A 26,225-nucleotide genomic window follows, 5' to 3' on the forward strand; every position below is an offset into this window, starting at 1 on the left:
GCAATTCAATCGATAAAATTACTTGCGCGGTAGAGATGCTTCGACTGCGCTCAGCATGACGGGCTGCCTATTTAGCGGTCAAGTCCAGCAGCAGCTGGCAGAGGGCGTCTTCCTCGTAGGGCTTGGTGAGGCAGGCGTTCATGCCGGCGGCCAGGTAGGCGGCGCGGTCGGCCTCGAAGGCGTTGGCGGTGAGGGCCACGATGGGCACCTGGGCGCGGGCCGCGTCGGGGTGGCGGCGAATGGCTTCGGTGACCTGCACCCCGTTCAGGCCCGGCATGCGGATGTCGAGCAACACCACATCGAACTGCTGCCGCAGCATCTGGGCCAGGGCATCGCGGCCGTTGCTCACGGCCGTCACCTGCACGCCCCAGAATTCGAGCACGGCCACGGCAATGCGCTGGTTCACCAGGTTGTCTTCGGCCAGCAGCACTTGCAGGCCGCGCAGGCGTTCGGCGGGCGCTTCGGCGGGCGCGGCAGCGGCCGGCGCCGGCGCCGGGGCCTCGGCGGCCCGGGGCAGCACCAGCTGAAAGGAGAACGCCGTGCCCTGCCCCGACTGGCTGCGCAGGCGCAGGGTGCCGCCCATTTGCTCCACCAGCTGCTGGCTGATTGTCAGGCCCAGCCCCGTGCCGCCGTAGAGCTGGCTGGTTTCGGCGTTGGCCTGGGAGAAGGCGTCGAAGATATGGGCCTGCTCGTTGGTCGAAATGCCAATGCCCGTGTCCTCCACCCGAAAATCCAGGGTAAGGGCCGCGGGGGTTTCGGCCAGCACAGTGGCCCCCAGCCGCACGCGCCCTTCCTCCGTGAACTTGATGGCGTTCGAGAGCAGGTTGAGCAGCACCTGGTGGAGGCGGTAGGCGTCGCCCACCACGCGGGGCAGGCCCGGGCGCAGGGGCTCCACTTCCAGCAGCAGGCCTTTTTTGGCGGCCAGCGCGGCCACGGTTTGGCCGGCGCCCTGCAGGGCCATGGCCACGTCGAAGGGCGCGTGGTTGAGCTCGAGGTGCTGGTTGGTGATTTTGGCCATGTCGAGCACGTCGTTGAGCAGGGCCAGCAGGTGGCGGCCGGCGTGCTGCATGGTGCCCAGGTATTCGCGCTGGGCGGCATCGAGGGGCGTTTTCTGAAGCAGGGCGGCCATGCCCAGCACCCCGTTCAGGGGCGTGCGGATTTCGTGGCTCATGCGGGCCAGGAAGGCTTCTTTGGCCTGGGCGTTTTCTTCGGCTTCGCGCTTGGCCAGTTGCAGGGCTTTTTGGGCCATAATGCCCTGCGTCACGTCGTAGCCCGAGGCCACCACGTAGGGCGCGAGGCCCGGCTCACGCACCTGATAGGTGTAGCATTGCAGGTAGCGCCGCTCGCCCCCGCCGGCCAGCACCTGCACCACGCGGGGCTGGGCCAGCTGGTCGCCGCTGAGGTAGGCCTGCAGGGCGGCGTGGTGTTCGGGGGGCAGGGCCTGGTGCAGCGCCAGGCCCACCAGCTGCGCCGCGGGCAAGCCCATGAGGCGCTCAATGGCGGGGTTCACCGAGAGAATGGTACCGGCCAAATCGTGGGTGCAAATCAGGGCCTGGGAGTAGTACACCAGGTCATGGTACTGCTTTTCGCGGCGCTCCAGGGCCGAGCGGGCCTGCTTCACGGCCGTCACGTCGGTGCTGATGGTCAGGATGTCAATCTGGCCATCGGGGCGCAGCATGGGGCGCTTGTGCACATGGAAATACAGGGTTTCGCCGGAGTCCAGGGTATAGGGCATTTCCCGCACCTGGGGCAGCTGGCTGGCGCGCACCAGCTGGTTGAGGGCCTGCATCTGCCGCATCTCCTCGCGCACGGCCGGCGGCGCGCCCACCTCCTGCCAGTGGCGGCCGTGCGCAATCATGGTTTCGTAGGCCGGGTTGGAAAACGAAACCGCGCCGTTGGGGGCCACAATGTAGAGCACGTTGGGCAGGGCGTCCAGAATCTGGCGCACGAAGTCCTGCTGCACCTGCAGCATCTGCTGCACCTCGTGCTGAAGCTTTTCGGCGGTGTAGCGGGCCGTGATGTCGATGCCCGACCCCACCACCAGGCGCAGCGTGCCGTCGGCGTCGAACACGGGCCGCAGGTGCCGCATAATGAGCTGTGGGCGCTTCTTTTTATCGATGCGCATTTCCTCCCACGTCACGTCGGTGCGGGTGCGCACGGCCAGGTCGAAGTACTGCTCCCGCTGCTCGGCCATGCCGGGCGGCTGCTGCCGGTTGCGAAACGCGAAGTATTCTTCGTTGGTCATGCCGATGACTTGCCTGCGCACCGCGGGGTCGGATATCGACGACGGATTCACGAACAAAAACCGGTGCTCCGCATCAAAAACGGCAATATCGACGGGCAGCAGGTTGAGCACGGACTCGTAAAACTCCTGCTGCGCCACCATCTTTTCCTCGCCCTGCTTTCGCTCGGTGATGTCGATGCCGGAGCAGATAATCAGCGTGCGGCCATCGGCCGACACCACGGGCCGGAAGCGGAGCAAGTAGCTGCGGGGCGCCCCTTCCCGCACATGAATTTCTTCCCATTCCACCTCGCGCTGCTCCCGCAGGGCGGCGGCAAAGTAGGCGGCGCGCTGCTGAATCATGGCCGCGGGGCGCTGCCGGCGCGTGCCCGCTTCGGTATTGGTTTTGCCCAGCATCCAGGCCCGCACGTCGGGGTCGGGCTCCACCAGCTGGTTGAGGTAGAGGTAGCGGTGCTCGGCATCGAATACGGCGACGGTGCTGGGCACCTGCTCCAGAATGCTTTCGTAGAACGCGCGCTGGTTGGCCAGCAGCTGTTCGGCCCGGAACCGCTCCGTAATTTCGGTGAGGTAAAGCGTGGCGTAAGGCTCGCCGGGCACGGCCACGGCCGTGAACAGGTAGTGCGCCCCGGCCACGGCCAGCTCCTGCTGGCCGTGGCCGGGGCGCAGGGCGGCTTGCACCAGGGCCACCAGCCGCTGCTGCAGGCCGTCGGCGTTGTGGGCCAAGGCCTGCAGCAGCGCGGCGGCGGCCGGGTTGGCATACACCACTTCGCCGGTGGCCATGAGCCGCAGAATGGCGTTGGGGTTCTGTTCGGGAATGAAGGAGAGCGTGCGCAGCTCGGCTTCGCGGTGGTGGCGCTCGGTCACGTCGCGGTAGCAAATCAGGCGGCCCGCCCGGGCCTTGTCCAGCACCAGGTAGTCGAGCTCTACAACCCGCCCATCGGCGAGGGCGAATTCTTCGTGCAGCACGGTTTGGCCGGCCGCGTTCAGGGCTTGCGCCCGGTTGCGAAACGCGGTCGGCTCGCGAAAAGCATTGTCGATGTATACGGCCGAGTAGGGCACGGGCGGGCCGCCCTGGTCGGGGCCGGCCACGGGCGGCAGCCCAAACAACTCCCAGAAGTACTGGTTGACAAACTGAATCCGGCCCTGCTCATCCACCAGCACCAGCCCCACCCGCAGGTTTTGCACGAGGGCGGTGAGCTGCGTTTGCTGGCGCTGCGCCTGGCCAACAATGGTGGTGCGCTCCCGCTCAAGGGCAGCAATGCGGGCCTCGGCGGCGGCCAGGGCCGCTTCGGCTTGCTGGCAGCGGGCCCGCTCGGCGCTGAGTTGCGCGGCCCAGTCGGCATCAGGGCGAAAAGCGGCAGAGGACATGGCCAAGGGGCTTGGGGTTGCAGAAAGCGGAGCAATTGACGCCGAAGCAACTGGTCACCGCAAAGAAGTAAGCATCATTTAGAGTCCCGAAGTTCAGGCTATTTTACGCACGCTTTCACAATAACACACTTGCAATCAATATAGTTAATACTTTTCGCATTATAGTCCTACCCGAAATAAAGGGCGGCGGTAATTAAGGCCGCTCTGCGACGATTCATCCCTTGCCCTAGCTTTGGCGCCCCGCCCCGGCGGCCTGCTGATTGGGCGGTTCTCGACTTTTTAGCCCCGGCGGCCATCCCGGCCGCCGGCCATCTCCTGCCATGTCCCTCAAACTTAAAATCCGCCTCAGCGTTTTTCTGCTGCTTTTGCTGCTGCTGGGGCTGGGCGGCTATGCCTTTTTCACCATCAACTACCTCGAAAACGGTGCCCACGGCATCGAACAGCACGATTTTAACGTGGCCCGCTCCACGGTGCTGCTGTTTCTGGTGGCGGGCACGGCGGTGGGTGTGCTGATGATGGTGCGGCTGCCGCGCATCGTGGTACGCCCGCTGCGCCGCCTCACCGTCGACGTGGAAAAGGTGGCCGGCCCCGGCCCTGCCACCCGCGTGGGCGTGGGCCGGCGCGACGAGGTGGGCTCCGTGGCCACCGCCGTGAACCGCGTGCTGAGCCAGGCCCAGACCGACCGCCGCGCCACCCTGGCCGAGCTCTTCACCGAGCGCAACCGCATGGACAGCCTGGTCAGAAGCCTGGACGAAGGCCTGCTGCTGCTCGATGAGCACCAGACCATCATCCTGGCTAATCCCGTGGCCTGCGACCTGCTGGGCCTGCGCCAGGCCGAGCTGGAAGGCAAACCTGCCGCCGCCGTGGCCGCTATCAACGAGCCGCTGCGCGAGCTGCTGGCCCCGCTGGCCGCCCACAACCTGGCCGGCGACGACGTGCCCGACCCCGTGTTCACCTTCCCGCACAAGGGCGACGCACCGCACTACCAGCTCAGCATCAGCCCCATCGAAATGGGCACCGGCGAAGCCGGCAAAACGGTGCCCGGCGGCCACATCTTCTGCCTGCGCAACGTGTCGGATTTTAAGAAGCTGGACGAAGTGAAATCCAGTTTTCTGGCCACCATTTCGCACGAGCTGAAAACGCCGCTGGCCAGCATCAAGCTCAGCCTGATGCTGCTCCAGAACGACCGCACCGACGCCGCCCAGCGCCAGAAGCTGGCCGCTGGCATCGGCGAGGAAACCCAGCGCCTGCTCAACATGGTGGGCCAGCTCATCGACGTGGCGCGCCTCGACGCGGGCGCCGGCATTAAGCTCGACGTGCAAAAAATGAAGCTCGCCGAGGTCATCGGCTACGCCACCCAGACGGTACACCCGCAGTTGGCCGACAAGCAGCTGCAGCTCGATATTCAGGTGCCCGAGGGACTGCCCGAGGTGCAGGGCGACGTGGAAAAAACCACGTGGGTGCTCATCAACCTGTTGTCCAACGCCATCCGGTACTCGCCCACGGCGGCCCCGCTGGTGGTGCGCGTGCTGCCCTGGGGCGAAATGGTGCGCGTGAGCGTGGAAGACTGCGGCCCCGGCATTCCGGCCGAGTACCACAAGCGCATCTTCCAGCGCTTTGCCGGGGTGCCGGGCCGCACGGCCAAGGGCAACAGCTCCGGTTTAGGACTGAGTATATCCCGGGAATTCATCGCGGCGCAGGGCGGCACGCTATGGGTTGAGAGCCAGCCAGAAAGAGGCAGCCGCTTCTTTTTCACACTCCCCGTAGTGGCTTAAATACGCACAAAAAAAGTCCAAGAGTTAATAGACAGGCACAAAAACGTTCTGGTTTAATGACTCGCTTTCGATGTCGCGAACGGTGCGCGGCGGCCGGCTTGTAAGCCGTGGTAATCAAGAGCCGAAAGCTAGGCGTTTTGCAGGTTGAAACCTAATGGGTTTTGATGCTGGGGCTTCCCTTGAATGATATAGGAAATTGGTTCGCTCTTGCCCGGCCGCCTGCCACGTCTCCATGATTCTGTTCAATGTTCGGGTGCGGGCGGGCCCCGCCCCTGCCTGGAATCCGGTTGTTTGCCCGGCGCGCCCGTAAACCCGACCGTAGCGGGCCGTCAGGCCGGCCTTTACCATTTCCTAGCCAGCCATTTTCATGTCAAATTTCACCGTTGAGCGCCTCATCTTTTCCACGCTGACCGAACTCCCCAATTCCTGGCAGAACGCCGACTACCGAGCGCTGCTGCAAAAGATGAATTTCGAAGGCGCCGACGCCGTGAGCGAGGCCGAGCTGAAGGAAATGTGCCTCATGTCCTTCACCGACCTAGAGCCGCGCGAGGCGGCCGAAGTCGTGCTGGGCTACCTCTTCCCCGAGCAGCTGACCAGCGGGCAGGTGGAAAACCTCTCGCACCAGATGCTGACCGAAAAGCTGTGGGAAGAAAACCCCGAAATGCCCCTGCACAAAGGATTCTACCAGGGCACGCAGCTCCTGCACGACGCCTTCAACGGCACCTTCCCGGCCACCAAAGCGGTGGAGTTCCAGGTGAAATGTACGGCCGAAAACCCGGCCGGACTGGCCGTATTTGCCACGGAGCCGGCTGCGCCCCTGCTGCGCCTGCTGGCCCAGGGCCTGCCTGCCAACGCCTTGCTGAACCGCCTGTTCAGCACCCAGCTGGCGGGTACGGAATTCGGGGAAGCCAAATCCATTCTCTGGCAGTTGAAAGAAACCGAAAAAACGGACAATTCGGTGGTGTTCGACGTAGTGGGCTCGGCCAACTGGCTGGAAGATTTTAAGTACGCCGACGAATACACCGCCACCACCCACGCCGACGCAGTGGCGGCCGAAGAAGCATAATATCGGCCGGCCGGGCCGGCAGCTGGCATACTTAGCGGCTTATTTCCCGTATTTGGGCTACTTTGGCTTCAATGTGCGCGGTGCGTAGCCGCCGCCCGACCCGCAACGACGGCTCCTATGAAATCACCCTCCTTCCGGCGCGTACTAGCGGCAGTGTTTCTGCTGGTGGTGTTGGGAGGCATGGGCGTGGTGTGGTTGGTGGGCAGCGAGTACGGCCGCCGCGTGGTGGCCCAAAAGGTGCGGCAGGCCCTCACCCACGATTCGGAACTGGTGCTGGAGCCCTTCACGGTGGAGTTCTCGCCCTGGCGTGATTTCCCGCACCTCACGGCCTCGCTGCAGCACATCGGCCTCACCGACACGTCGTTCCGCCGCCGGATGCCGGTGCTGCGCATTGCCCGCGCCGACCTGCGCCTGGAGCTGCTGCCGCTGCTGCGCGGCCGGGTGCTGGTGAAGCGCTTGGCCGTAACCGACGTGGATTTCCGGGAGCGGGTTGACTCGCTGGGCCACTCCTGGGGGCTGCGAGGCAAGCGCAAGCGCGGCACGGGCAAGGCCCCCGGCATCAACCTCACGCTGGACGAGCTGCTGGTGACCAACTTCCAGTTCAGCTCCCAGAATGGCTACCTGCGCACGGCCTTCGGAGCCCGCGCCGATGTGGCCCGATTATCTGTGCGGCTGAAAGGGGGCGTGATGCACGTGGCCGGCACCCTCGACGGGCAGCTGAGCTACCTGCGCACCCGCGCCGGCACCTTGTTTGAACGCGAGCCGGTGCAGGCCTGGGTGCACTACAAATACACGTTCAAGAACCGCCAGGGACTGCTTTACCGCACCCGCGCCACCCTCAACGGCGACACCATCCGGGTGAGCGGCACCAACACCGTGGACCCCGACCAGCCTGCCGGCACGCTGATGAACCTGCGCTTTGTGGGCAACCAGCCGCTGCCCGACGTGCTGCACGCCGCCTTGCCCCCGCGCCTGGAGCCCTACCTGGCCGGCGCCACCAGCCCGAGTAAGGCCCATATTCACTACAGCATCACGGGCATCAGCGGGCCCAAGGTGACGCCGCACAACGTGCTCACCTTCAACCTACGGGCCGCTAGCCTGAAGTGGCCGGGCCAGGGCCGCCACATTACCCGCTGGGACCTGGCCGGCACCTACGACAACGGCCCGCGGCACAATATCCGCTCTACCATCCTCACCCTCAAGCGCTGCCGCATCTACTCGGCCGCGGGCCGGCTCGATGCGGCCCTCACGCTGCGCGACTTCAAGCGGCCTTTTGTGAACGGGCGCGTCCGCGGGCGCACCGAACTGCCGGAACTGGCGGCCATTGTATCGCCGGGCCGCTGGCAGGCCCGCGCCGGCGTGGCCGACCTCGACGTGCGGATGCGGGGCCTGCTGCCGCCTCCTGCCAACCGGCCCGACCTGGGGCCCCGCAAGAACATCTCGCTGCACGGCACCGTGAACCTGCACCAAGCCAGCTTCCTGCTGCCCCTGCGCGGCGCCGACCTCTCGGCCCTCGATGTGAAAGTGGGCCTGCAGGACTCGCTGTGGCAGCTTTCCAACGCCTCGGGCGTGCTAAATGGCATGCGTTTCAAGGCTTCGGCCACCACGGTTCATCTGCTCGATTACCTGACCGGGCAACACGCCACGGCCAGCATCAGTGGCCGGTTTCAGGTGGATGAGCTGCGGGTGGCCAGCTTACGCACGCTGCTGCGCCCATTGCCCCGCAACGCCGGGCCGGGCTTTGCCCCCACCAGCCTGCCCAAACGCGCCCGCAACGCCCGCGACCGCGCCCAGCTGGCCGCCACGTTGGGCAGCGAGCTGATTCCGGCCGGCCTGCGGCTGAACGTCGACCTGCAATGCCAGCGCCTGCTGCTGGCCACCGACACCCTCAACGACCTGGCCGTGAGCGTGCGCCACGACGGCCAGCAGGTACAGCTCCTGAACCTGGCCGGCCGCGTGTGGGGCGGCGACGTGCGCGGCAACGTGCACTGGCCCACCGACCCTGACAACCGCGTGGCCCCCGTGGCCTACGACCTGAGCGTGCACTTCGCCAACCTCAACTACCGACAGTTTGCGGCGCGCTTCGCCCGACCCGCGCCCAACGTCGCCCGCCCGGCCAAACGCAGGGACCGCCCCGCCTCCCCCGCCTCCCCGGCCCTGCGCGACCTGCTGCTGGCCGCCAACGGCCGCCTCACCCTCGACATCGACCACGCCCAGCTGCCCGAAGACGAAAGCATGCGCCACGTGAGCCTGCAGCTCATAAAAACCGGCTCGCTACTGCGCCTGCCCTACCTGCGATTCCGTACCCCCGAGGGCGGCTACGGCGAGGCCCAGGCCACGGCCGAGGTAGAGGATTTTCACCTCGTGGCGGCCGACGCCGACATGACCCTGCGCTACGCCACGCTGGACGTGACGCGCCTGCTGGGGCTCATTTCCAGCCTCACCACGCCGACCGACACCGTGCCCACGGCCCGCAGCCTGGCCCGCATCGAGCGCAAGGCCACCCGCCGCTCCCAGCGCATGAACACCCCCGGCAACCACTCCCTGCTTTCGAATGGTGTGCTGAGCGCGGTGCTGCGCGTGGAGGCCGATGAGGTACACTACGGGCCGCTGCAGGGCAGCAAGTTCCGGCTAGTGTCGCACCTGCTCGAGGGCGAGGCCAAGCTGGATAATTGCTCGGTGGATGTGCTCCAAGGGCATATTCAGCTGAGCGGCTACATGCGCAGCTCGGCCAACCGCGCCCATCACCCCACCCAGCTCCAGATGCGCCTGCAGGACGTGGAGTTGCCGGCCCTGTTTGCCGGGGCCACCGGCATGGGCCTGAACGTGCTGAGCGGCGAAAACATCCGGGGCAGCCTGCGCGGCGTGGCCGACATCCGCACCGACCTGGGCAAAAAGTTTTTGCCCGACTTCGCGAAAACCGATGGTTTCCTGAAAGTCGATTTCCGCAACCTGGAACTGATAAACGTGGAGGTGCTGATGGAGGCCCTGAAATTTATGAAGGCCGAGCGTACCAGCCACCTCTACTTCGCACCCGTGGCCGGCGAATTTCTGTTCACCCAGGGCCAGCTCATCATTCCCGGCCTGCGCCTCGACAGCAACCTGAGCAACCTCGAAATCAGCGGGCACTACGGCCTGGACGGCGCCACCAACCTCTTTATCGGCCTCAAGCCCCTCCAGGCCCTGTTTGGCAACAACGACAAGCGCATCGAGCGCATCCAGAACGGCGAGCCCGTGAGCCAATCCGACAACGGCAAGCTCACCTACGTCAACCTGCGCCGCACCGCCCCGAAGGAGAAGTATAAAGTCCGCCTTTTCCAGCGCGATGAGCAGCGCGAAGCCATGGCCCGCCTCCGCCAGCAATACCGCGACTACCTCATCACCCAGCGCCTCGATACGACCGTGCGGCTGCTGCGGTGAGTAATAAGGTAAAGTAAACGTCAGCGAATAGGCCGTCATGCTGAGCGCAGCCGAAGCATCTCTACCGCAACACTAAATCTGATTAGTAGCGCGGCAGAGATGCTTCGGCTGCGCTCAGCATGACGTTCTTTAGGGCGTTATTACTTCTCCACTATGCTCCGCTCCTACTTCGCCCCCGCCTTCCTACTCGTCATCTGCGCAGCCTCAGCGCCGGCCGCCCGTGCCCAAACCCGCGTTCAGGACTCCACCTTCGTCCGGCAGAACTACACCAAGCTCGACCGCCAGATACCCATGCGCGACGGGACGAAGCTCTACACAACCATCTACGTGCCCAAAGATGCCTCGGCAGCCACGCCTTACCCGTTTTTAATGACGCGCACACCCTACTCGGCCGGGCCGTATGGGGAGCAGAAGTACCGCCTGCGCGGGCCGGGGCCGAGCCGGGAGCTGTCGCAGGAGAAGTACATTTTTGTGTATCAGGACGTGCGGGGGCGCTACATGAGCGAGGGCAAATTTGAGGAAATGACGCCGGCGGGAACCACTTATCCCGACAAGCAAGCGGTTTTTAAGTCGGCTATCAGCGAAAGCTCCGATACCTACGACACTATTGAGTGGCTGCTGAAAAACGTGGCTGGCAATAACGGCCGCGTGGGCATGGTGGGCATCAGCTACCCCGGTTTCTATGCCTCGGCGGCGCTGCCCAACGCCCACCCGGCCCTAAAAGCGGTGTCGCCCCAGGCCCCGGTGACGGATGAGTTCATCGGCGATGACGCACGGCACAAGGGCGCGTTTTTTCTGCTAGACAACTTTGAGTTTACCAACTATTTCGACGTGCCGCGCCCCAAGCCAGTGGCCGAATACCAACCTCTTTTCAAGTTTGAACCCACGGACTCTTACAAGTTTTTCCTGGAGCTAGGCCCTATCAAAAACGCCAACGGGCCAAAGTATTTCAACAACCGCGCCCGCATCTGGAACGAGTACCAAGAGCACGAAACCTACGATGCCTACTGGCAGGCGCGCAACATTCGGCCCGCGCTAACCGGCGTGAAGCCGGCCGTGCTGGTAGTCGGCGGCTGGTTCGATGCCGAAGACCTTTTTGGCGCCCTAAATACCTATAAGGCCATCGAAAAGCAGAACCCCGGCGCCACCAACCGCCTCGTGATGGGCCCCTGGACCCACGGCGCCTGGGCCCGCCCCGACTGGAGCAAGTTCGGTTCCCTCAGCTTCGGGAGCAACACCGCCGAAACCTTCCGCCAGACACTAGAAACCCCGTTTTTCAACTTCTACCTTAAGGACAAAGGCAGCTTCAACCCAGCCGAAGCCACGGTGTTCAACACCGGCACGAACGAGTGGAAAATGTACCCGGCCTGGCCTCCGGCTCCTTCAGAAACTCGCACCTTACTTATTCAGGAAAACGGCCACTTGGCTGTTGTCGGACCAGCAGTTGAAACCAAAGTATCCAAGGCCCTCAGGGATTCAAATAATCCGCACATCACCCGGTTGCCGACAGTCAATAAACTAGTTCCCCCAAGCCAATACCTTAGCGACCCGGCCAACCCCGTGCCCTACACCGACGGCGTGCGTGGCGGGCGCAACAACGAGTACATGATTGAGGACCAGCGCTTCGCCGCCAAGCGGCCTGATGTGCTCAGCTTCCGCACCGAAACGCTGCCCAACGACCTCACCGTAGCCGGCCCCATCAACGCCGACTTGTGGGTGAGCACCTCCGGCACCGACGCCGACTTCATCGTGAAAGTCATCGACGAGCTGCCCGACGGCACCCAGCGCCTCGTGCGCGCCGAGGTAATGCGCGGCCGCTTCCGCAACAGCTTTTCCAAGCCCGAAGCCTTCAAGCCCAACCAGCCCGCCGAGGTGAAATACGAGCTGCCCGACGTGCTGCACACCTTCCAGAAAGGCCACCGCCTCATGGTGCAGGTGCAAAGCACCTGGTTCCCGCTCGTCGACCGCAACCCGCAGACATTCGTGCCCATCGCGCAGGCCGAGGCCAAGGACTTTCAGAAGGCCACCATCCGTCTTTACCACGACGCGGCGCACCCTTCGGCGGTGCAGGTGTCGGTGCTGCCGTAATATCGCCGGGCAACCCCAGCGCAACGGTAGCACGTAGGAGAGGCATTACCCATCCCCCTTTCCCTTCGGTTATGAAATTCCTTCCCCTGATGCTCGCGCTGAGCCTGAGCACCGCCGCCTTCGCCCAAACCACGCCCGCCAGCAACGCCCCGGCCGACAACAACACCAATCCCACGGCCCCGTCCAACAACCAGCGCCGCGTGGGCACGGCCATGGACGGCTCCAACATCGCCAACAACCGCGACGTGTTATCACCCGGCACCGGCACGCCCGTCCGTACCCGCTCCGATGCGGAGAAAAAAGCCCACCGCGACGCCAAGCGCGCCGCCAAAGGCAAGTCGAAGTCGAAGATGTAAGCTTCGCAAACTCCGAAAAGCACGGTCATGCTGAGCGCAGCCGAAGCATCTCTACCGCCCCACACTAAACTTGATTAGTTGCGCGATAGAGATGCTTCGGCTGCGCTCAGCATGACCGTGCTTGTTTTATTGTTCCATCGCCCCTCCTACTCCACCAGCCCGCGCACAAACGCATCCGTAAAATCCGGCGCGAAATGTAGCACATTGGGCAGGGCGGCAAACTCGGCCACCTCGTGCGTGGTGGTGAGCACCACGGCTTTCATGCCCGCATTCAGGGCCGCTTCGGCGCCCTTGGGCACGTCCTCGAACACGAGGCAGTCGGCGGGCGCCACGCCGAGCTGAGCGGCGGCTTTGAGGAAGGTTTCGGGGTGGGGCTTGCTCAGCACCACGTCGTCGGCACTCACGATGGCGCTGAAATAGTGCCGAATGTGGAGGTTGTCGAGCACGAAATCGATGTTGAACGGAATGGCCGCTGAGCCGATGGCCATGGGAATGCCGGCTTGGTGGGCTGCTTCCAGAAACGCGGGCAGGCCCGGCAGCAGCGCCAGGCTCGGCAGGTATTCCTGCTGGTAGCGCCGCTCCTTTTCCAGCGAAAGCCGGTCCATTTCTTCACGGGTAAACCGGTCGGGCCCGAACATGCGCACCAGCACTTCCTGGTTTTTGCCGTACATCTGGGGCTTCACTTCCTCGTGGGTGAAGCTGCCGCCTAGGTCGTGGTTGAACAGGTGGCGCCAGGCGCGGGTGTGGTAGTCCATGTCGTGAATCATGGTCCCATTCATATCGAAAATAAAGGCTTTCATGCTTGCTGAGGCGTTGGGTGAAAAGGCTTGCAAAATTGCCCGCGGTTTTGTGCATATTGGGTATAAATTCTTTTAAACCAATCTGCGCCATGACTAACAAGCTGTATCTGATTGCTCTAAGTGCTGTGCTGGTGGGCAGCTCCTGCTCCAAAAAATCGGAGGATGCCCCGGCTCCGCTTCCCACGCCCGTCGTGGCCGGTCCCGCCATCACCGGGCTGGTTCAGCCGGCGGATGCCGTGCGCGGCGTTACGTTGACCGATAACATTACCCATCAAACCATCTCCACGGCAGCGGTGGATGGCCAGACGGGCGCTTACTATTTCGATGCGTTGCCGACCGGCACGTACGAGTTATTTTATATCAAAAACACCAACTACATTCCGCCCCGTCAGCAAACGGTAACCGTAGTCGCCGGGAAAACCACGGTAGTTCCACCGCTCACCGCCGCACGTTCCACGGCCACCCTCGTCTCCAATGGCGCACAACTACCGCTTGGATTTATCGACTTGTCTATTGCCTTCGACGGCCTAAATCCTTTGCGGCCATCCTGCTTCGCTATTATGTTGAGTGATAAACAAGCCGCTGCTGCTTATTGCCTTTATATGGTTATGCCTTACGCAGTAACCGTGGGCACTTATTCTTTGAATGCAACGCAGACCTATGCTGTTTTTACGGAAAATAAGTCAGGAGTGTATGATTCCCGCCTTAATCCGCCTACCGTTCCATTGGGAGGTACGCTCATCATCACCGCAGTGGAAAATATAGCACCATTCCCGCGCTCGGTTTCTGGCACGTACAGCTTCACAGCTACCTCTCCCACCACAGGCGCCAGTAAAATCATCAGCGGCGCTTTCACTAACGCCTACTTTTAAGCGCGCATAAGCGCGCAATTCCAGCCTCGCCCAAAAACGCCCCCGCTGCTCGAAAGCAACGGGGGCGTTTTCAGTCTTTGCAATCAGTTAGCGCTACTTCAGTTCGTCGCCAATCACGGCCACGGCTTCGGCCAGGGCGGCGTCTTTGCGCAGGGGCTTGAGGAAACGGGTGGTGCGCTTGGCCACCGCCGAATCGGTTTTGGCCACGGCGGCATCGCCCATCGGCAGGGCCACGTCGAGGGCCGTGATGGCGTTCTGGGCCGTGGTGTTGAGTTTGTTGATGTCGCGTGCCTGTTGCTGCTGGGCGCGGTAAGCGGCCAGGTTCAGCGAGAGGTTGGTTTGCTTGCGCTGCTCGGTGGCGCGCTTGGCGGCGTCGGTGATGAGGCGGAAGCCCGCGCTGCTGGCCACGCGGGCCGCGCTGGCGGCGCGCAGCTTATCCAGGGCCGGCACCGAGTTCACGGGCTGGTAGGCGGCGGGCGCAATCTCGTCCCACTGCAGCGGGTAGTCCGACTGTTGCTCGCCCTTGGCGTACGACGTCAGCACGTCGGGCAGGGTGATGTCGGGCACCACGCCTTTAAACTGCGTCGAGCCCCCGTTCACGCGGTAAAATTTCTGGATGGTAAGCTTCACCGAGCCCAGCGGCTTGAGGGCCGCCACTTCCGGCGACACAGCGTTGTCCAGGTCGATAATCTGCTGCACCGTGCCCTTGCCATACGTGGTGTTGCCCATGATGACGGCCCGGCGGTAGTCCTGCATGGCGGCGGCCAGAATCTCCGAGGCCGAGGCGCTGTACTTATTCACCAGCACCACCAGCGGGCCGGCGTACTGCACCTGCGGGTCGGTATCGGCCACGGCCTCGGGCTTGCCGCGGTTGGTTTTCACTTGCACCATGGGGCCGCTGGGCACAAACAGGCCGCTCATGTCCACGGCGTCCCGCAGCGAGCCGCCGCCGTTGTAGCGCAGGTCGAGCACCACCCCGGCCACGTTTTCCTTGCTCAGCTTGGCCAGTTCGGCCTTCACATCGGAAGCGCTGTTGCGGCCGCCTTTGCCGCTGAAATCGGCATAGAAGCTGGGCAGGTGAATGTAGCCGTAATTCTTGCCGTTCTGCTTGATGATGGCCGACTGGGCGTAGGTTTCCTCCTTCACCACGATGTCGCGGATGATGGGAATCACCACGGTGGCGCCGTCGGGCTTGCGCACGGTCAGGCGCACCTCCGTGCCCTTGGGCCCGCGGATGAGCTTCACCGCTTTGTCGAAGCGCATGCCTTCCACGCTCACCGGTTCGCCGGCGCCCTGGGCCACGCGCAGAATGATGTCGCCCACTTTCAGGTCGCCCTGCCGGGCCGAAGCCGAACCGGCCACGATGTCGGCCACTTTGAGGTGGCCTTCGTCTTCCTGCAGCAGCGCGCCCGTGCCCTCCAGCCGGCCCGACATTTCAATGTCGAAATTCTCCCGCACAATGGGCGCGAAATAGTCGGTGTGCGGGTCGTAGCTGTTGGCAATGGCGTTGGCGAAGTCGGCCAGCCGGTCGTTGGCGTCGAGTTGCAGGCGGTCGGCAAATACATCGTCGTAGTACTTCAGCACGCGCTTGCGGGCCTCGGCCTCCAACTGGGCCGGCGTGCGCACCGGGTCGGAAGTGGTAGCGGCCGAGGCCGTTACCTTGTTAGCCGCCAGTGATTTATCCTTCTTCTTGGCCTCGTCGTCCATCATTTCCGACATCCGGGCCAGCGTCTGGTACTTCAGCATCTTGCGCCACTGCTCGCGCTGCTCGGCGGGCGTGGCGGCGTAAGTGGCCTTAGTGGGGTCAGTTTCCCAGCTTTCCTGCACCGAAAAGTCGAAGGGCTGGGCCAGAATCTGGCGGTACAGGGCCTGGATTTCGAGCGTGCGCTTGTCGAGCAGCTGGCTCGTCACGTCCAGAAACTCGTGGGTGCCGCCGCGCAGCTGGTCGTCAATCTTGGTTTGGTACTGCTGCAGGGCGGCCACTTCGGGCGCCAGCAGCAGCTGCTTGTTCACGTCGATGCGCTTGAGGTACAGGTCGTACACACGCTGCGAGAACTGGTCGTCCAGCTTTTCGGGCTGGTAGTGCAGCTGCGAGAGGCCCTGCAGCATCACGCCCAACACCACCTGGTCGCGCGGAGGGGTGCCCTGGTACACGGAAAACGACGCCAGCCCCAGCAAGGCCAGCACGGAGGCGGAAGTCACCCCTAGTTTTAAGCGGGAAAAATTCATGCGGAGAAGATGATTAGAAGTCAGGGATGGTTGCCTGGGCTTGGTTTTATACCGCCCCGGCCGAAGAAGGTTGGCCAGAATCTTGCCAGAAATTCTGGTTAAAGTCGGCAAGGTAATGGGTTGGGTTGCGGAAAGTAGCGCCCCCGCCGTTTCAAAGGCTGGCTATATTCTCTACTACAATTTTTCAGCGGTTTTAGGTCAGTTTTTGGGGTGGAAGTTGTAACGATGTTAAACAAAAAGCACGTCATGCAGAGCGCAACCTTTCTTCCCTATTTTCAAAAACTCAGCGTCAACTGCCGGCCCGCCGCGGGCTGCCCCGTGTTCAGATTCGAGAGCGTGACGCCCAGCAGCCGCACGCCCTTGGGCAATGGGAACAACCCCTCCACCAGCTCCCGGCAAATGCGTTCCAGCACCACCTGGCTCGGAATGGGTCCCACGCTGCTGCGGCTGCGCGTGATTTGCTGAAAATCAGCAAATTTTACTTTCACCGTCACCGTGCGGCCCAGAATGCCGGAGCGCTGGCAATACTCCCACACTTCCTCAATGGACGGCCGCAACCCGTCGAGCAGGTCGGTGAAAGCGCTCAAATCCTGCGCAAACGTGGTTTCCGAGCCCACCGACTTGCGCAGGCGGTCGGCCTCCACGGGCCGGTGGTCTTCGGCCCGGGCAATGGCGTGGTAGTAGCGCCCGGCCTTGCCAAAATGATGCTGCAAAAATTCCACCGGCTGCGCCCGCAAATCGGCTCCGCTGAAGATGCCCAGCTGGTTGAGCCGCGCCGCCGTCACCGGCCCAATGCCGTGAAACTGCCCCACCGCCAGCCCTTCCACAAACGCCAGCCCCTGCTCGGGCCGCACCACAAACTGCCCGTTGGGCTTGCGGTAGTCCGACGCCAGCTTGGCCAGAAACTTATTGTACGAAATGCCCGCCGAGGCCGTGAGCTGGGTTTCGGCCAGGATTTTGGCCCGGATTTCCCGCGCAATCTGGGTGGCCGATTCCAGTTGCTTGAGGTTGTGCGTCACGTCGAGGTAGGCCTCGTCGAGCGACACCGGCTCGATGAGCGGCGTGTACTCCGCAAAAATGGCCCGAATCTGGCGCGACACCTCCTTATACACCGCAAAGCGCGGCGGCACGAACACCAGCTCCGGGCACTTGCGCAGCGCCGTGACCGACGGCATGGCCGAGCGCACCCCAAACTCCCGCGCTTCGTAGCTGGCCGCCGCCACTACGCCCCGCTCGCGGGCGCCGCCCACCGCTACGGGCAGCCCACGCAGCTCGGGATTGTCGCGCTGCTCAACGGAAGCGAAAAAGGCATCCATGTCCAGATGGATGATTTTTCGGGGAGTGGCGGAACTCATGCCTTACTAGCTTTTTTAGTCAGGCAAAGATACCTGTCTGGCCAATCTGATTAGCAACCGCAATTGATTTCCCATTTTTGCCAAAGGTTCGCCATTTGCCCGGCAGTCAGCAGCTCCAAACTGCCATATTTCCTCTGCCCGAAAGGCGTACTGCGCACCATGAACAACGCGGTTGCTCCAGTGCTTTTTCTAGAAATGCCGGGAAGCCGCCACAGCTTTCAGGCTAATACCCATGTTTTTTTTGAGAAATTTTAGTCCTATTCCGTAATAACACTTTTGCGAGTCAATTTTAAAACCCTTAATTTTGCTTTTTCTTTCTGCTAAGAAATATCGGCGAAGGCAGCGGGTGGAATCTGCGATTTCAACGAATCAGGCGACTTCAGCCATTTTGAAAACCTATCGGTTTAGTCCCGCTTTTTGTTGGTATTGCAATTTTTGAAAAAAATAAATATTAGTAACAATTTGTTTGTCAAGGCATTCTAAACGTAAATTTGCATTACAAACACTGTGGGGTGGCGGAACTGGCAGACGCGCTAGCCTATCTCGCTAGTACAATTAGAGGTTCGAGTCCTCTCTCTACAGCATGAGCCCCGGTCGCATTCGCGCCGGGGCTTTTTGCGTTTTTAGGGCTTGGGTGCTAAGCGGCCAGCGGCTTTTTGCGGCCAGCGGGTTTCTTCCGTTTGGCCTTGGGTTTGGGCTTGCGGCGCGGGGGCAGGCGCTCGCGCTCGGCCTTGCGCTCGGCGCGCAGGAGCAGGCGCTCGGGCAGCCGGGCCATGAGGCGTTCGCGCACGTACCGGGCCAGCGCCGAGAGCGGCACCGTGCTGGTGGTGCGCAGGAATTGGCCGATTTCGCGGCTGCGCAGCGTGCTGGCCCCGGCCAGGCCCCGGGCCAGCAGAAACTGCTTCACTTCTTCCAGCAAAATCAGCTTAGCAAGCGGCGCCAGGGCCACCGTGGCGTTGTAGCAGGCGGCGCGGTGCAGCCGCAGGCCCTCGGCCGAAGCCACCTGGATGCCCACCCACTCAGGCAGCAGCGGCAACAGCTTGGGCAGGTGCTTTTCGGTGACGACGAAGGTGACGAAATCGTAGACCTCGCCGTAGCAGCGCAATTGGTTGGCCACGCGCTGGAGGGTGTCGCCGTCGCCTTTCACCTCGTAGCCGTGCATGAAGTGCTCGGTGATGTGCACCACGTCGGCGCGCGTGGTGCCGGTGGGCAGCTCGTTGATGTGCACGCCGCCCGTGAGCAGCGGGTAGAGCAGGGCGCGGATTTCCGGGTCGTTCATCGCAACGCCAAATTTAGCGCCGGCGGCGGCGTTATTCCACGCCGGCCGCCACCAGCTGGCAGTGCCGCAGCCAGGCTTCGGCGTCGGCCACCCGCTGGAAAATCTGGAGTTCGAGCCCGCCCACCTGCGGGCCGTTGAAGTGCGTGGTGATGGTGTCCGACAACGAATCGGCCTGCACCACGTGGGCCACGTAGCGCAGCCCCATCCCCACGGCCTGCGGCACCCAGATGCGCTCGAGCCACTCGATGGAGTCGAACCAGGGGCCTTGCAGCGCCACGTTGTCGTTGAGCAGGTAGGGGCAGCGCAGTTCCTTCAGCTTATTCAGGTAGTTGTCGGCCCCGCGCAGGGCCTCGCTCATATCGACGAAGCCGCGCCAGGTGGCGCGCAGCCAGCCTTCGTGGTCGTACGTGAGGGTGCAACGGCTGCCGTCGGTATCGGGTAGCGAACTGAGTAGCATAACGGCGGGAATAAGGATGAAGAACGCAGCGGCGCGGCGCGGTAAATCATGAGCTTCAACTCAACTACCGGCAAATGTAAGTAGCCCAGCCGATGCTGAGAGGTTGTTTTATACGGATTTTGGTTTTAATTTTTACGTAAGTAAATCCACTTTTTGCGCCCCTATTTTGAAGTTGGGCCCGGCCGTTGATTAACAAAAACAACAATTTTTCAGGCCGATAGTCCGGCCCAAGCCCGGCGGGCAGGCTTCGCAATACCTTCATCTGGCGGAGGCGTGGGGGTTATGGCCGGGGCGTTATTTCGCCGGTTGTACTGTACCTTGCCCCCAACCCTGGTGGACGGCTTTCGGCAGGTGGAGCGGCGAAAACTTGTCGCCTTTCACTGCGGTTGTTGGCCGTATCCGGCGCTGATTTCAACGTTTGGCTGTTCCTCTTTTCCCTGCATGTCCCGTAAAAAGGTTCTGTTTCTTATCGGTTCGCCCAACCAAACCACGCAGATGCACCAGATTGCGCAGCTGCTGGAAGACGAATTCGAGCCTTACTTCAGCCAGCTCTATTACGACGGCTGGCAGCGGCCCTTCTACAAATTCCTGCTCTGGACGGGCGGGCTCGACAAGACTATCGTCACCGGCAAAATCAAGCAGATAGCCGACAAGTACTTGGCCGAGCACCAGCTGAAAAACGATTTCGAGGCCCGGGTTTTCAACAATACCTACGACCTCATCGTGTGCTGCTCCGATGTGGTGGTGCCCTGGCCGCTGCTGCGCCGCACCAAAACCGTGTTTGTGCAGGAGGGCATGACCGACCCGCTCAACGTGTGGGCCCGGCTGGTGAAACGCCTCACGCGCTACCCCATCCTGGCCATCGGCACGGCCCTGAACGGCATGAACAACTGCTGCGACATCTACTGCGTGGCCTCGGAGGGCTACCAAAAGCACTTCGAGCGCGTGGGTGTGGATGCCGACAAGCTCATCGTGACGGGCATTCCGAACTTCGATAACATCGAGCAGGTGCGGCACAACGACTTCCCGCACCGCGACTACGTGCTGGTGGCCACTTCCGACCTGCGCGAAACCTTCACGCCCGAAAACCGGCCCAAGTTCATCCGGGAGTGCGCCCGCATTGCCAATGGACGCCCGCTGGCCTTCAAGCTGCACCCCAACGAAGAACTGCCGCGAGCCGTGGACGAAATAAAGGAGTACGCCCCGCCCGGTACCCTCATCTTCACCGAAGGCAACACGGACCACATGATTGCCAACTGCGTGGAACTGATAACCCAGTACTCGACGGTGGTGTATGTGGGCCTGGCGCTGGGCAAACCGGTGCACTCCTATTTCGACGTAGATGACCTGCGGCGCAAGCTGCCCTGGCAGAACGGCGGCACCTCGGCGCGGCGCATTGCGGCCATTTGCCGCGGCTACGCGCATTTTGCGGGCAACGGGCCGGCGTTTTTGCGGCAGTCCCAGCCCGAAGATTTTGCCCAAACCGAAGCCGCGGGCGGGTCGATGGCGGTGCATTAACCCTTTTTTTATGGTTCGCTATAAAGGAGATACGGCTTATTTTCAGGTATTTTCTTAATATTTAAGAGTATTCCGGACCGTTCATCGACTACCGGATATTGCTACGCGAAAAATATGGTCGTTCCCAAGACTCTGACCGTTGTGCAGGCCCGCATGGGCTCCTCGCGCCTGCCCGGCAAGGTGCTGCTGCCGCTGGCGGGCCAGCCGCTGCTGGTGCGCATGGTGGAGCGGGTGCAGCGCGCCCGGCTGGCCGGCACCGTGGTGGTGGCCACCACCTCCGAGGCCGCCGATGACACCATTGCCGGCCTCTGCGCCGCCCACGGCATCGAATGCTTCCGGGGCGATGCCCTGGATTTGCTTGACCGCCACTACCAGGCCGCCCGCCACTACGGCGCCGATGTGGTGCTGAAAATCCCGTCGGACTGCCCGCTCATCGACCCGGCCGTTATCGACGAGGTGGTGCGGTTTTACCTCGACTTTGCGGAGCGCTACGACTTCGTGAGCAACCTGCACCCTGCTACTTTCCCCGACGGCAACGACGTGGAAGTGATGCCTTTTGTGGCGCTGGAAGCCGCCTGGCGCGAGGCCAAACGGCCGCTGGAGCGCGAGCACACCACACCTTTTTTCTGGGAAAACCCCGACCGGTTTCAGATTGGCAACGTGACCTGGGACGCTGGGAAGGACTACTCGATGAGCCACCGCTGGACGATTGATTACCCGGAGGATTACGCCTTCATCAGCGCGGTTTACGAGGCGCTTTATGACCAAAACCCCGCTTTTGGCCTCGATGACATCCTGAACCTGCTGGAGAAGCGCCCCGATATTGCCGGGCTCAATGCCCACCTGGCGGGCGTGAACTGGTACCGCAACCACCTCGATGAATTGACAACCGTAGATTCGTCGCAAACCAAGATGCTTTAGTTGTCAGTTGTTCGTTGTCAGTTGTTAGGGCTGGAAACGAACAATTGCTGACTAACAACTGACAACGAACAACTGACAACTAATAACCCATGCTTCCTGAGCAACAACAGAAACTACAGCAGCTGGCCCTGCGCGTGCGCGAGCACATCGTGCGCCTGAGCACCGACGGCGGCTGCTTCACCGGCGCCTCGCTGAGCTGCGCCGACCTGCTGGTGTACCTCTACGCCGACTGCCTGAACGTGCGCCCTGACAACCTGCAGGACCCCAACCGCGACTACCTGTTCCTGAGCAAGGGCCACGACGTGCCCGCCCTCTACGGCACCTTCGTGGAACTCGGCTTTATGGACAAAGCGCGCCTCGACCAGCACCTGAGCACCGACGACCACATCTACTGGCACCCCAACCGGAACGTGCCGGGCGTGGAGTTCCATTCGGGCTCGCTGGGGCACCTGCCCAGCGTGGCCCTGGGCGTGGCCATGGACTGCAAAATGCGCGGACAGGACAACAAGGTCATCGTCATCACCGGCGACGGCGAGCTGAACGAGGGCACGGTGTGGGAAAGCCTGCTGGTGGCCAGTGCCCACAAAATCAACAACCTGACGCTGGTGGTCGACCGCAACCACTTCCAGGCCAACGTGGCCACCGAAGACCTGATTCCGCTGGAGCCCATGGCGCCCAAGTTTGAGGCTTTTGGCTGCGAGGTGCGCCGGATTGACGGCCACGATTTCGCGCAGTTGGAAGACGCTTTCTCGGCCCTCCCCTTCTCCGACACCAAGCCCTCGGTCATCATCTGCGACACGGTGCGCGGCCGCGGCTTGCCTAGCATCGAAGCCCGCGCCGACCGCTGGTTCTGCAACTTCTCGGCCGATGAGGTACAGGAATTGCTGCGCGAACTGCACAGCCAGGAGGCCACCACGCTCACGAGCGAAACGCTGACGGTACGTTAATAGTAGCGCGGACTTTGTAGTCCGCGGGTAACCGATTCATTCGCGGACTAAAAGTCCGCGCTACATCCCATGACCTACGAAGAACTAATCAAACAAACGGCCCTCGCCGATGAGCGCATCGTGGTGATGACGGCCGAAAACCGCGCCCTCATCCGCAACCTGCCCGCCGTGCTCGGCCCGCGCTTCATCGATACCGGCATCACGGAGCAAACACTGATTGGCGCGGCGGCCGGCTTGGCCCTGCGCGGCCGGGTGCCCATTCTGCATGCATTGGCCACATTTCTTACGCTGCGGGCTTTTGAATTTATCCGCACCGACGTGGGCATCGGCCAGTTGCCGGTGAAGCTGAGCGGCTTCGTGCCCGGTTTCCTGTCAGATGGCAATGGGCCGACGCACCAAGCCATCGAAGACGTGAGCCTCATGCGCGGCATCCCCGGCATGACGGTTTTCGCGCCTGCCGATGAGCAGGATATGCTGGCCATGCTACCGGCCATCTGGGCCTCGCCTCAGCCCGCCTACGTGCGCGTCAACACCCGGCCGGCCACGTATGAGCACGCCCTATTCGAGATAGGCAAGGCCGAAATCGTGGCCGAGGGCACCGACATCACCATCCTCACCTACGGCATGCTGTTCGAGCAGACGCTGGTGGCGCGCGAGTTGTTGCAGGCCCAGGGCAAGTCGGTGGGCCTCATCAACCTGCGCAGCCTCAAGCCAATTGATGAAGCCGCGCTGCTGGAGGTGGTGCGCCGCGGCTCCCTCATTGTGACGGTAGAAGACCATTTCGTCACCGGCGGCCTTTACTCAATTCTGGCTGAAGTGCTTCTGCGCAACCAGCTCACGGCCCGCGTGTTGCCGCTGGCGCTAGAGGAGCGGTGGTATCGCCCCGGCCGCCTGAGCGCCGTGCTGGAGTACGAAGGCTTCACCGGCCACCACATTGCTCGCCGTATTACGGAGTATCTGGGCGAGTCGGGCGCGGCCATTGCCGAAGGCCCGGCCGTGCTCGAAAACGAGTTTGCGGAGTAGAGACGCAACATTTTGCGTCTCGTCGTTGAACGACCGGAACTGCACCGCCTCCTCATATTTAAGCAACATCAACAACGACGAGACGCAAAATATTGCGTCTCTACCGTCAACGAAACCACCTCAACCCCATGCCCAACACCGTTTCTTTCAACGAAAATTACCCCGACATCACTAAGTCGGACGAGCTGTACGCCCGCGCCCAGCGCATCATGACGCCCGTAACGCAGACGCTCGCCAAAGGCCCCGGCCAGTATACCAAAGGTGTGAGCCCGAAGTATGTGAAGCGCGCCAAGGGCTCCCACATCTGGGACGTGGACGGCAACGAGTACATTGATTTCCAAATGGGTATCGGTCCCATTTCCTTGGGCTACGCTTATCCAAAAGTTGACGATGCCATTCGTGCCCAGCTCGAAGACGGCATCACCTTCTCGATGATGCACGAGCTGGAGGTAGAGCTGTCGGAGCTGATTCACGAGATTATACCGAACGCCGAAAGCATCCGCATCAGCAAAACCGGCGCGGACGTGTGCTCGGCGGCCGTGCGCGTGTCGCGGGCCTTCACGGGGCGCAATAAGGTGCTATGCTGCGGCTACCACGGCTGGCACGACTGGTACATTGGCACCACCAGCCGCGACAAGGGCATCCCGCAGGAAAGTAAGGACCTGGTGGCCGCGTTTGAGTATAATAACATCGACTCGCTGAAAGCGCTGCTCGATGATGACGTAGCCTGCGTGATTCTGGAGCCGTTCATCTTCGACGCGCCCAAGGACAACTTCCTGCACGAAGTGGCCCGCCTGTGCAAGGAAAACGGCACGCTGCTCATCTTCGACGAGATGTGGACGGGTTTCCGCGTGGCCGTGGGCGGGGCTCAGGAATATTTCGGCATCACGCCCGATTTGGCGGTGTATTCCAAGGCCTTTGCCAACGGCATGCCCATCGCTCTGCTTACCGGCCGGCGCGATGTGATGCAGCTGTTTGAGCAGGATGTGTTCTTCTTCACCACCTTCGGGGGCGAGGCGCTGAGCCTAGCTGCCGCCGTGGCCACCATCACCGAGATGCGCGAGAAGAACGTGCCCGCCCGCCTAGCCGAGCAGGGCAAAAAACTCAAGGACGGCTACAACGAAATTGCCGCCGAGCTGGGCCTGAGCCAGTACACCAAGTGCTACGGCTACGACTGCCGTACTATCGTCACCTTTGACACCTCGGCCGGCAACGGCATGGAAATAAAGGCGTTTATGCAGCAGGAGCTGTTTAAGCGCGGCATCATGTGGGGCGGTTTCCACAACATGTGCTTCTCGCACACCGACGCCGACGTGGCCCACACCCTGGCCGCCTACCGTGAGGTGCTGCTGCTGCTGAAGGAAGCCATCGAAGCCGGCGACGTGGCCGCCCGCCTCCTGGGTGAGCCGGTAGAAGCGGTGTTTCGCAAAGTGACCAACGCTGCGCCGGTGAAGGCGAAGTGACCGGAAGTCCACGATACACGACCGTCATGCAGAGCGCAGCGAAGCATCTCGCGTGTGGTAGTAGCTCAATCGTTGCAACATCATTGATTAGTGCGGCACGCGAGATGCTGCGCTCTGCATGACGGTCATATTTCTAGCAAAATCCACCCAACTACTTCTTGAATCTCTTCGACCTTACCAACAAAACGGCCATCGTCACGGGCGCCTGCGGCCTTATTGGTCGCAAGCACTGCGAAGCCCTGGCCAATGCCGGCGCCAACGTGATTGTGGCCGACATCAACGCGGACGCGTGCGCAGCTACAGCGGCCGGGCTGCCGGGCGGCCCGCACCTGCCGCTAGCCGTTGATGTTACCAATCCCGAGTCGTTGGGCGCCGCGCGCGACCAGATTCTGGCACAATTCGGCCACATCGATGTGCTGGTGAACAATGCCGCCATTAACGACATGTTCGAGAACCCGGCGCTGGCAGCCGATTTGAGCAAATTCGAGAATTTTCCGCTGGCCACTTTCCAAAAAGTGCTGGAGGTGAACGTGACGGGTGTTTTCCTGGCGGCGCAGGTGTTCGGCACGCCTATGGCGCAACAGGGCCACGGCAGCATCATCAACGTGGCCAGCACCTACGGCATCGTGGGCCCTGACCAAAGCATTTACCGCAACGAGGCCGGCGAGCAAACCTTCTACAAATCACCCTCCTACCCCATGACCAAGGGCGCGGTGGTGAATTTCACCCGCTATCTGGCAGCCTACTGGGGCGCGGCCGGCGTGCGGGTGAATACGCTCTCGCCCGGCGGCGTCGAAAACAGCCAAGACGAATTTTTCATCAAGCAATACAGCGCCAAAACGCCGCTGGGCCGCATGGCTACGCCTACCGATTATCAGGGGGCCGTAGTTTTTCTGGCATCGGATGCGTCGGCCTACATGACCGGGGCCAACCTGGTGGTGGACGGCGGCTGGACGGCAATCTGATTTAGTTGTCAGTTGCTTGTTGTCAGTTGTTAGTCTCAGACGTTCAACTCAACAACCTAACAACTGACAACGAGCAACTAA

The 26,225-nt window shown here is 62.2% G+C and carries 18 protein-coding genes and 1 tRNA gene; 13 read left to right on the plus strand and 6 right to left on the minus strand.

The window, feature by feature from the left end:
• Positions 1-67: 67 nt before the first annotated feature.
• Positions 68-3,610: a PAS domain S-box protein gene (locus Q4S41_RS06945; protein ID WP_305030376.1), complete on the minus strand. Its 3,543-nt coding sequence runs from the start codon at positions 3,608-3,610 to the stop codon at positions 68-70.
• A 320-nt stretch (positions 3,611-3,930) separates the two neighbouring features.
• Here Q4S41_RS06945 and Q4S41_RS06950 point away from each other — a divergent pair, with 320 nt between their 5' ends.
• The 5 genes from Q4S41_RS06950 (at position 3,931) to Q4S41_RS06970 (ending at position 12,315) form a co-directional block, all read left to right on the plus strand.
• Complete coding sequence (locus Q4S41_RS06950) at positions 3,931-5,385, plus strand: ATP-binding protein (protein ID WP_305030377.1); 1,455 nt, start codon at positions 3,931-3,933, stop codon at positions 5,383-5,385.
• Positions 5,386-5,752: 367 nt separating this feature from the next.
• Positions 5,753-6,451 carry a hypothetical protein gene (locus Q4S41_RS06955; RefSeq protein ID WP_305030378.1) on the plus strand — a complete coding sequence of 233 codons (699 nt, stop codon included), beginning with the start codon at positions 5,753-5,755 and terminating at the stop codon, positions 6,449-6,451.
• Positions 6,452-6,568: 117 nt separating this feature from the next.
• Positions 6,569-9,871: an AsmA-like C-terminal region-containing protein gene (locus tag Q4S41_RS06960; protein ID WP_305030379.1), complete on the plus strand. Its 3,303-nt coding sequence runs from the start codon at positions 6,569-6,571 to the stop codon at positions 9,869-9,871.
• A 153-nt stretch (positions 9,872-10,024) separates the two neighbouring features.
• Entirely contained in the window at positions 10,025-11,959 is a 1,935-nt protein-coding gene (locus tag Q4S41_RS06965; RefSeq protein ID WP_305030380.1) for a CocE/NonD family hydrolase, read from the plus strand.
• Positions 11,960-12,030: 71 nt separating this feature from the next.
• Positions 12,031-12,315 (plus strand): hypothetical protein, encoded by a 285-nt coding sequence (locus Q4S41_RS06970; RefSeq protein ID WP_305030381.1) that lies wholly within the window; start codon positions 12,031-12,033, stop codon positions 12,313-12,315.
• Between the two features lie 146 nt (positions 12,316-12,461).
• Here the strand turns inward: Q4S41_RS06970 and Q4S41_RS06975 are convergent, their stop codons facing one another.
• Positions 12,462-13,115: an HAD family hydrolase gene (locus Q4S41_RS06975; RefSeq protein ID WP_305030382.1), complete on the minus strand. Its 654-nt coding sequence runs from the start codon at positions 13,113-13,115 to the stop codon at positions 12,462-12,464.
• A gap of 89 nt (positions 13,116-13,204) precedes the next feature.
• Here Q4S41_RS06975 and Q4S41_RS06980 point away from each other — a divergent pair, with 89 nt between their 5' ends.
• Complete coding sequence (locus Q4S41_RS06980) at positions 13,205-13,987, plus strand: hypothetical protein (protein WP_305030383.1); 783 nt, start codon at positions 13,205-13,207, stop codon at positions 13,985-13,987.
• Positions 13,988-14,080: 93 nt separating this feature from the next.
• Here the strand turns inward: Q4S41_RS06980 and Q4S41_RS06985 are convergent, their stop codons facing one another.
• Positions 14,081-16,216, minus strand: coding sequence for a carboxy terminal-processing peptidase (locus tag Q4S41_RS06985; protein WP_305030384.1), 2,136 nt, complete (start codon positions 16,214-16,216; stop codon positions 14,081-14,083).
• A 275-nt stretch (positions 16,217-16,491) separates the two neighbouring features.
• Complete coding sequence (gene dinB / locus Q4S41_RS06990; RefSeq protein WP_305030385.1) at positions 16,492-17,571, minus strand: DNA polymerase IV; 1,080 nt, start codon at positions 17,569-17,571, stop codon at positions 16,492-16,494.
• 506 nt (positions 17,572-18,077) lie between these two features.
• Here dinB and Q4S41_RS06995 point away from each other — a divergent pair.
• Positions 18,078-18,153, plus strand: a tRNA-Asp gene (locus tag Q4S41_RS06995).
• A 55-nt stretch (positions 18,154-18,208) separates the two neighbouring features.
• Here the strand turns inward: Q4S41_RS06995 and Q4S41_RS07000 are convergent.
• Positions 18,209-18,850 (minus strand): sce7726 family protein, encoded by a 642-nt coding sequence (locus tag Q4S41_RS07000; protein WP_305030386.1) that lies wholly within the window; start codon positions 18,848-18,850, stop codon positions 18,209-18,211.
• A gap of 31 nt (positions 18,851-18,881) precedes the next feature.
• Positions 18,882-19,307 (minus strand): hypothetical protein, encoded by a 426-nt coding sequence (locus tag Q4S41_RS07005; RefSeq protein ID WP_305030387.1) that lies wholly within the window; start codon positions 19,305-19,307, stop codon positions 18,882-18,884.
• Positions 19,308-19,748: 441 nt separating this feature from the next.
• Here Q4S41_RS07005 and Q4S41_RS07010 point away from each other — a divergent pair, with 441 nt between their 5' ends.
• From Q4S41_RS07010 to Q4S41_RS07035, 6 genes are all read left to right on the plus strand, one after another.
• A complete protein-coding gene (locus tag Q4S41_RS07010; RefSeq protein ID WP_305030388.1) occupies positions 19,749-20,825 on the plus strand; it encodes a hypothetical protein in 1,077 nt (358 codons plus the stop codon).
• 114 nt (positions 20,826-20,939) lie between these two features.
• Complete coding sequence (locus Q4S41_RS07015) at positions 20,940-21,746, plus strand: glycosyltransferase family protein (protein WP_305030389.1); 807 nt, start codon at positions 20,940-20,942, stop codon at positions 21,744-21,746.
• A gap of 89 nt (positions 21,747-21,835) precedes the next feature.
• Positions 21,836-22,693, plus strand: a complete 858-nt coding sequence (locus Q4S41_RS07020; protein ID WP_305030390.1) for a transketolase — start codon at positions 21,836-21,838, stop codon at positions 22,691-22,693.
• A 69-nt stretch (positions 22,694-22,762) separates the two neighbouring features.
• On the plus strand, positions 22,763-23,716 hold the full coding sequence (locus Q4S41_RS07025; RefSeq protein WP_305030391.1) for a transketolase family protein: 954 nt from the start codon (positions 22,763-22,765) through the stop codon (positions 23,714-23,716).
• 128 nt (positions 23,717-23,844) lie between these two features.
• Complete coding sequence (locus tag Q4S41_RS07030) at positions 23,845-25,179, plus strand: aminotransferase class III-fold pyridoxal phosphate-dependent enzyme (protein WP_305030392.1); 1,335 nt, start codon at positions 23,845-23,847, stop codon at positions 25,177-25,179.
• Between the two features lie 158 nt (positions 25,180-25,337).
• Positions 25,338-26,144: an SDR family oxidoreductase gene (locus Q4S41_RS07035; RefSeq protein WP_305030393.1), complete on the plus strand. Its 807-nt coding sequence runs from the start codon at positions 25,338-25,340 to the stop codon at positions 26,142-26,144.
• The last annotated feature ends 81 nt before the right edge of the window (positions 26,145-26,225 follow it).

The sequence above is a fragment of the Hymenobacter convexus genome, from assembly GCF_030580955.1.
GTDB lineage: Bacteria > Bacteroidota > Bacteroidia > Cytophagales > Hymenobacteraceae > Hymenobacter.